The sequence below is a fragment of the Actinomadura sp. NPDC049753 genome (assembly GCF_040674655.1).
Taxonomy (GTDB): domain Bacteria; phylum Actinomycetota; class Actinomycetes; order Streptosporangiales; family Streptosporangiaceae; genus Spirillospora; species Spirillospora verrucosospora.
The window spans coordinates 1-7202 of sequence record NZ_JBFARL010000300.1 but is presented as its reverse complement, the minus strand read 5'-3'; the positions used below and the strand labels follow the sequence as shown (position 1 = coordinate 7202).

At 74.8% G+C, this 7202-nt stretch carries 4 protein-coding genes and 1 pseudogene; 4 read left to right on the top strand and 1 reads right to left on the bottom strand.

The window, feature by feature from the left end; genetic code table 11:
* Positions 1-316: 316 nt before the first annotated feature.
* Entirely contained in the window at positions 317-1531 is a 1215-nt protein-coding gene (locus AB0K37_RS39070; protein ID WP_363990404.1) for a hypothetical protein, read from the bottom strand.
* A gap of 342 nt (positions 1532-1873) precedes the next feature.
* Between AB0K37_RS39070 and AB0K37_RS39065 the strand changes: the two genes are divergently transcribed.
* The 4 genes and pseudogenes from AB0K37_RS39065 to AB0K37_RS39050 all read left to right on the top strand — a co-directional run.
* Entirely contained in the window at positions 1874-3223 is a 1350-nt protein-coding gene (locus AB0K37_RS39065; protein ID WP_363990402.1) for a hemolysin family protein, read from the top strand.
* Entirely contained in the window at positions 3211-4227 is a 1017-nt protein-coding gene (locus AB0K37_RS39060) for a hemolysin family protein (RefSeq protein WP_363990401.1), read from the top strand. The genes AB0K37_RS39065 and AB0K37_RS39060 overlap by 13 nt, the downstream gene beginning before the upstream one ends.
* A gap of 74 nt (positions 4228-4301) precedes the next feature.
* Entirely contained in the window at positions 4302-5324 is a 1023-nt protein-coding gene (locus AB0K37_RS39055; RefSeq protein ID WP_363990400.1) for a cation diffusion facilitator family transporter, read from the top strand.
* Between the two features lie 82 nt (positions 5325-5406).
* Positions 5407-7202: pseudogene (locus AB0K37_RS39050) on the top strand (hypothetical protein); the annotation flags it as partial.

Below are 7202 nucleotides of genomic sequence, written 5' to 3'. Positions count from 1 at the left end.
GCGGGCGCGGCCGGCCGCACCGGCGCAGCCGTCCGCGCGGGCTGGGCCGGACCGGCGGGCGACGGGCCGATGGGCGCCGGACCGGTGTGCGCCGGGTTGAACGCCGCGGCAGGGCGGGACGCCGACTGAGGCGCCGACTGAGGCGCGGATTGAGGCGCGGATTGAGGCGCCGGCTGGGGCGCCGGGGGCGCTTGCTGAGGCGCCTGCTGCGGTGACGAGTTCGCCGCGGACGGCGCGGCGGCGGGAGCCATGCCGCAGACGTCGCAGAATCCGTCCGCCTCCACCTCGCCCGTGCAGCCGGGCTGGGTGCATCGGTTCATCGCCGGGTCCCCGTCTCGCTCTCGCACGCCCTGATCGCTCGCTGGTACTCCGCCAGCACCGTGGTCGCCCTGCGCAGATCGCAGGGCGCCGTCCACAGCACCTCGCGCGCCTCCCCGTACAGCACGGTGAGCCGCTCGTCCTCGGCGAGGCCGAGCCGCGCGGCCTTCGCCCGGTACGCCTCCAGGCGCCCCCGGAGCTCGCCCCGCCGGTCGAGCAGCCCGGCACTGAGACGCAGGTCACCGCGCGCCCGTTCCAGCGCCTCCTCGGCGGCGTGCTCCAGTTCGGCGAAGCGCCCCGCCATCTCCACCCAGCGGCCGGCCTCGCGCAGCCGTTCGAGGGCGGCGAGCCGGTCCCGCAGCGCGGCGCCGAGGCCCCGCGCGGGATCCGGGAGGTTCGGGGAGTGGATCTTGTCGAGGGCCGTCGCGTGGGCGTCGTGGGCTTGCCGCTCCGTGTCCTCGACCTCCTCGACGCGGGCCGCGACCCGCGCCACGAGCTCCTCGTAGTCCTCGCGCATCCTGGCGACGCCGGCGAGCTCGTCGCCGAGCGAGGTCAGTATGGCGCAGACGCGGTCCAGCCGCGCGGTGTCGGCGCGGCCGTCCTTGACCAGCGACAGCGGGTCCGTGCGGACGAGCCGGCCGAGCGCGGTCAGCTCACGGCCGACCCGGTCGAGCTCGGGGTGCCGGGTGCCGTCCAGCGAGTGCGCCAGCCGGGCCGTCCTGCGCCAGCTCTCCTCTGCGTCCTCCAGCGGCTGGAGCAGCGCCGACCAGGCGGCGTCGGCGGCGGCGATCTCGCCCGCGACGAACTCGTAGGCGTCCGACATCATCGCGACGGCCTCGTCCAGCGTGATGCGGCGCTCCTGCGGGCCGAGCAGCGTCCGGTGCTCCAGCGGGATCTCCCCGTCGGGCAGCTCGACCGACTGGCCCGCCAGCAGGCCGGACAGCTCCGTCAGCGTGGCCGGGTCCGGCCGGGGCGACCGTTCGCGCAGCTCACCGGCCGCGTCCAGCACGCGCTGGTAGGCGTCGAACAGCCGCCACAGCGTCGCCAGCCGGGCCTGCGCCGCGTCCCAGCGCCGCCACGTCTCGCCGGTGAGCCGGGCGCCCTTGAGCAGGCGGCCGCCGTCGTGGCGCTCCAGTTCGAGGAGGTTCGAGGCGATGCGGTCGCGCTCGTCCCGGAGCGTGCGCAGGGCATGGTCGACGCCTTCACGGCTCATGGGCGCGGCGGCCCCTGCCCCGCTCTGGTCCAACGTCTGCCCCGCGATCGTCTTCTCCGGTCCCCCCTGAGCATGCCCGCAGAGCCGGTCTGGGAGCACGGACCGGTCCACTATCGGACGTACGCTCTCATACAAGTGTGATCCGTGACACTAACCGAGACAAGGCGCTTTCCGTCTGGTCAGGTCCGCGTCGCGAGACCGCCGCTCTCCGCCGATCCTCACGTGCCCGTACCCTGTGCAGGGGGAACCTCGTTGTTCCTGGTGACGTTACGACAGATACGTCATTAACGAGAGGAGTGGTGAGTCCGCGGTGTCGGACCCCAGTCATAGACCCGGTGCCCCATGCTGACCGCGGCACTCGGCGTTCTCGCGGTGATCGTCCTCACCGCCGCCACCGGATACTTCGTCGCCCAGGAGTTCGCCTACGTCGCCGCCGACCGCGCGACCCTGGAGCAGGCCGCCGAACGCGGCGACACCTCCGCCCGCAGGGCCCTCAAGGTCATCGGCCGGGTCTCGTTCATGCTGTCGGGCGCGCAGCTCGGCATCACGATGACGACCCTGGTCGTCGGCTTCATCGCCAAACCGGCCCTCGCCGAGCTGATCGAGCCGCTGCTGGGCCTGGTGGGCATCCCCGAAGGGGCCACGGGCGCGATCGCCCTCGCCACCGGCTTCGTCCTGGCGACGCTCGTCCAGATGCTCCTCGGCGAGCTGTTCCCGAAGAACCTCGCCCTGGCCCGCGCCGAGCAGCTGGCCCGCGTGCTGGCCGCCTCCACGCTCGTCTACCTGACGGTCGCGGGGCCGCTGATCCGGCTGTTCGACCGCGCGGCGGAGCGGCTGCTGCGCGCCGTGGGCGTCGAGCCCGTCGAGGAGCTGCACAGCGGCGCGACGCTGGAGGAGCTCGGCGACATCATCGGCAAGTCGCACAGCGCCGGGCACCTGCCCGCCGACCTGTCCGGCCTGCTCGACCGCGCCCTGTCGTTCGGCGACCTCACGGCCGACGAGGTCATGGTGCCGCGCCCGCACGTCCGCGCGCTGCCGGCGACCGCGCCCCTCGCCGACCTGGTCGCGCTGATCCGCGAGACCGGGCACAGCGCGTACCCCGTCTACGGGCAGGAGGTCGACGACGTGATCGGCGTCGCGGGCGTCCGCGAGGTCGCCGACGACGCGCTCGACCCGTCCACGCCGGTCGGATCCGTCGCCCGGCCCGCCCTGCTGGTGCCCGGCAGCCAGCCGCTGTACGGCGTCATCGAGCACATGCGCGACTCCGGCGAGGAGTTCGCCTGCGTCGTGGACGAGTACGGCGGGCTCGCCGGAATCCTCACCTTCGAGGACGTCGCCGAGGAGCTCGTCGGGGAGATCGCCGACGAGACCGACGGCCCCGAGGACGCCCCGACGTCCGGGCCGGACGGGTCCTGGCTGGTCGACGCCGGCATGCGCATCGACGAGGTCGGCCGCCTCACCGGCCTCGACCTCCCCGAGGGCGACGCCTACGACACCCTCGGCGGGCTGGTCATGGCGGAGCTGCGCCGGCTGCCGAGCCCCGGCGACCGCCTCACCGTCGAACTGGACGGCGGCGCCGTCGAACTGGAGGTCGTGAGCGTGGCCCGCCGGGTCGCCGAGAAGATCCTGATCCGCGCGGCCCGCCCCGCGGACGTCCCGTCCGGCGAGGAGGAGGTCGCGTGGACCCGCTGACCTCGCTGCTGGTCACCGTCGCGCTGCTGCTCGGCAACGGCTTCTTCGTCGCCGCCGAGTTCGCGCTGGTCGCGGCCAACCGCCCGCAGCTCGAACGCGCCGCCGCGAAGGGCAGCCGTCCCGCCGTGGCCGCCCTCGCGGGCGTCCGCGAGCTGTCGCTGATGCTCGCCGGCGCGCAGTTCGGCATCACGATGTGCTCGCTCGGCCTCGCCATCGTCACCGAGCCCGCGTTCGAGCACTTCCTCGAACCGCCGCTGCACGCGCTCGGCGTCCCCGAGGCGGGCTCCAAGGCCGTCGCGCTCGGCTGCGCGCTCGCCGTCGTGACGTTCCTGCACATGGTCGTCGGCGAGATGGCCCCGAAGTCGTGGGCGATCGCGCACCCGGAGCGGTCGGCGATGATCCTCGCCCTGCCGTTCCGCGCGTTCGCGAAGGTGTCCCACCCGATCCTGTCGGCGCTGAACGCGGTGACCAACGCGCTGCTGCGGCTCATCCGCGTCACGCCGAAGGACGAGCTGGACAGCCACACCGACCCGGCGCGGCTCAGCCACCTGGTCGGCGAGTCCCGCCGCCTCGGCCTCATCGGCCGCCGCGACCACGAGCTGCTGCACCGGGCGATCTCCGCGCGGGAGGCCACGGTCGGGAGCCTCGTCGTGCCCGCCACGTCCGTCACCACGATCGACGCGGACGCGACCGCCGCGCAGATCCGCCGGACCGCCACGGCCAGCGGCCACAGCCGCCTGCTGGTCCGCGACCTGAACGGCGCGATGACGGGGATCGTCCACGTCCGGGCCGCCATCATCGAGCCGGGCGACGAGCGCCGGGCCGGCGAGCTGGCGCACCCCGCCCCCGTCCTCACGGCGAGGACGACCGTGCTGGACGCGGTCAGCCGCATGCGCCGCGGCCGCGCCCAGCTCGCCGTGGTCAACGACGACCGCGACGAGTTCGCCGGAATCGTCACCCTGGACGACCTCCTGGCGGAGCTTCTGGCCACCAACCCGCACTGACGCAGCCCGCGTACCTGCGACAACGCCGCAGGTGTCGAGGTGCTGCAACGGGTTTTCCGGTCCATCATCGGAGGATGAGCGGACACGCGGACGGCCACGGGCACGGGCACGGGCACGGGCACTCGCGGAAAGGGCGCCTCGCCCACCTGGTGCGCCCGCACTCACACGAGGCGGCCGACAAGGTGGACTCGGCCATGGAGGCGAGCGCCCAGGGCATGCGCGCCCTGTGGATCTCCCTGGCCGCCCTGGGCGCGACCACGGCGCTGCAAGCCGCCGTGGTCGCGTTCACCGGCTCGGTGGCGCTGCTGGGCGACACGCTCCACAACGCCGCCGACGCGCTGACGGCCGTCCCGCTGGGCGTCGCGTTCCTCCTCGGCCGCCGCCCGCCGTCCCGCCGGTACACCTACGGGTACGGGCGCGCCGAGGACCTGGCGGGCGTCGTCATCGTCCTGGCCATCGCCGCGTCCTGCGCCGCCGCCGGGTACGCCGCCGTCCACCGCCTGGCCCATCCACAGCCTGTGGACCACGTGGCCGCCGTGGCGGGCGCCGCGCTGGTCGGCTTCCTGGGCAACGAACTCGTGGCCCGCTACCGCATCCGCGTAGGCCGCCGCATCGGCTCCGCCGCGCTCGTCGCCGACGGCCTCCACGCCCGCACGGACGGCTTCGCGTCCCTGGCCGTCCTCTTCGGGGCCGCCGGGGTCGCCCTCGGCGCCCCCTGGGCCGACCCGGTCGTCGGCCTGCTCATCACGGTGGCGATCCTGACCGTCCTGTGGCAGACGGCCCGCGAGGTCTGGCGCCGCCTGATGGACGCCGTGGACCCCGCCCTGGTCGACCAGGCCGAAGCCGCCCTCCGCGCCACGCCCGGCGTCCTGGCCGTGGGCGACGTCCGCCTCCGCTGGATCGGCCACAGCCTGCGCGCCGAGTGCGACGTGGTCGTCGACCCCGCCTCCACCGTCGTCCGCGCCCACCGGATCGCCGTGGACGCCGAGCACAGCCTCCTGCACGCCCTCCCCCGCCTCACCGGCGCGGTGGTCCACCCCGACCCCGAGCCCCGGCCCGGTGAAGATCATCACGCGGTCCTCGCGGGTCACCGCTGAGTCCGCGGCCTGTGAGACGTTAGTCCGGAGCAGAAGGGGAACATACAGGCCCCGGACGATCGATCTGGGACGGGATGGCGTCGTGAACCAGCCTTCGGAAACCAACGGACCCGACGAGAACACCGGACCCTCCTACGTCCCAGACTCCGACCTGCCGACGGTGACCGTCCCCTTGCCGGGCGCCGCCGAGCAGGAACCCTCCGCCGAGGCCACCCAGGCCCTTCCGGCCGTCACACCGTCCCCCACCGAGACCGCCCCGCTCCCACCGGCCGAGGCCCCGCCGGCGCCACCCGCTCCCGAGCCGGACGACGACCTCGCAGACGCCCAGGCCGATCCAGGAACCACGCAGCCCGTCCCACCGGAAGCCGTGGACCCCGCAGGCGGCGTGGTCCTTCCGGAGACGGTGGAAGACGACCTGCCTCCCAGTGCCGCGCCCGCCGCAGACACAACGGCCGTCGATCTGCCCGACCTCGGCGCAGTAGCGGACGGCGACCAAGTCGGCGATGACGCCTCGGCACGGCATGCCCTGCCCGAGGGCCTCGAGCCCGCGTCCGGCGCGGCCATTCCGGAGCCGGACATGGACGAGCAGCCGCCCGACGACGCCAACGCCGAGCCGGGCTTCGGCGAAGTCGCGCACCCCGAACTTCCCGAGCCGACACCGCCGGCAGAGGACCATGCGATAACGGACGCGGTGGTCGCCGAGAGCGCGGAGACGGGGCAGGACGTTCCGTCGGAGGACGCCGCGAGCGGCATCGCCTCCCCAGAACCGGTTGCGGGCGAGGAGGCCGCCGGTCGCGTGTCCGGTGTCGAGGGCGAGGGGATCGATCCGCGGGCGGCGCTGGGGACCGTGCCGATCGAGGTCGGCGAGCCGACGCCTCCGTTGGGGACGGACACGGGCGACGAGGGTTGGCGTGAGCTGGTCGAGAGCGTCTACGGGCCGCTGAGCGAGTTCTACGAGGGGCTCGACGCGCGGCTGCGGGAGGTGCCCGAGGACGTCCCGCCGGTGGGGTGGGCGCCGCACATCGCGGCTCTCAGAGCGCTGCGGGACGGGCGGGTCGCGGGGGAGTGGGACGTGCTCGCCCGGTTCCTCGTCGCGCCCGCGACGCTGGAAGGCGCGGAGGGGCCGCGGCTCGTCCGGGCGGACGAGGGCGACGAGGCCCGGGTCGTCCGGGACGCGGTCAAGGAGCTCACGGAGGCGGACGGGCGGGCCCTCCTGATCGCCCCCACCCCGGAGAGGGCCGCCGAGCTGCTGCGCGCCGTGGAGGACGACCCCGATGTCTTCTCGCTGCTGATCGAGACGCGGCCGGAGACGGCGGAGGCGCGGTCGGTACGGACGCAGGCGCTGCCACCAGTCGAGGAGCAGCAGGTCGGGGAGCAGCACGTCGAGGAGCCGCCCGCCGAGCGGGAGCCGCCGCCGCTGCGGGAGCCGGGGTCCAACGGGACGGTCGAGTTCCGGCCCGTGGGCGACGCGATCCCGGAGCCGGAGGCCGTCGTGACCAGGGCGGAGCCGCTGCCCGCGCTGCCGCCCGAGGACGCCGTGGAGCCGGTGGAGCCGGTGGAGCCGGTGGAGCCGGTGGAGCCGGTGGAGCCGGTGGAGCCCGAGGAGGGGCCGTCGGCTCCGGAGGCGCGGGTGCGGTCGGCGGCGCTCCGTCCGGTCGGGGAGGCCTGGCGGCTGTCATGGCAGACCGAGGCGCGGATGCTGCAGCGCGGGCTGATGTCGCTGGAGCAGTGGCCGCGGGACGCGGCGGCGCTCCAGTCCGTCCAGGCGGAGAACCTGCGGGCGGCCGAGCAGCTGGAGGCGGAAAAAGCGGACCTGGCCCGCGCGATCGAGGACGCCCGGGACGCGGCGGCGGCCGCGGAGGAGGCGGCGGCCGGCGC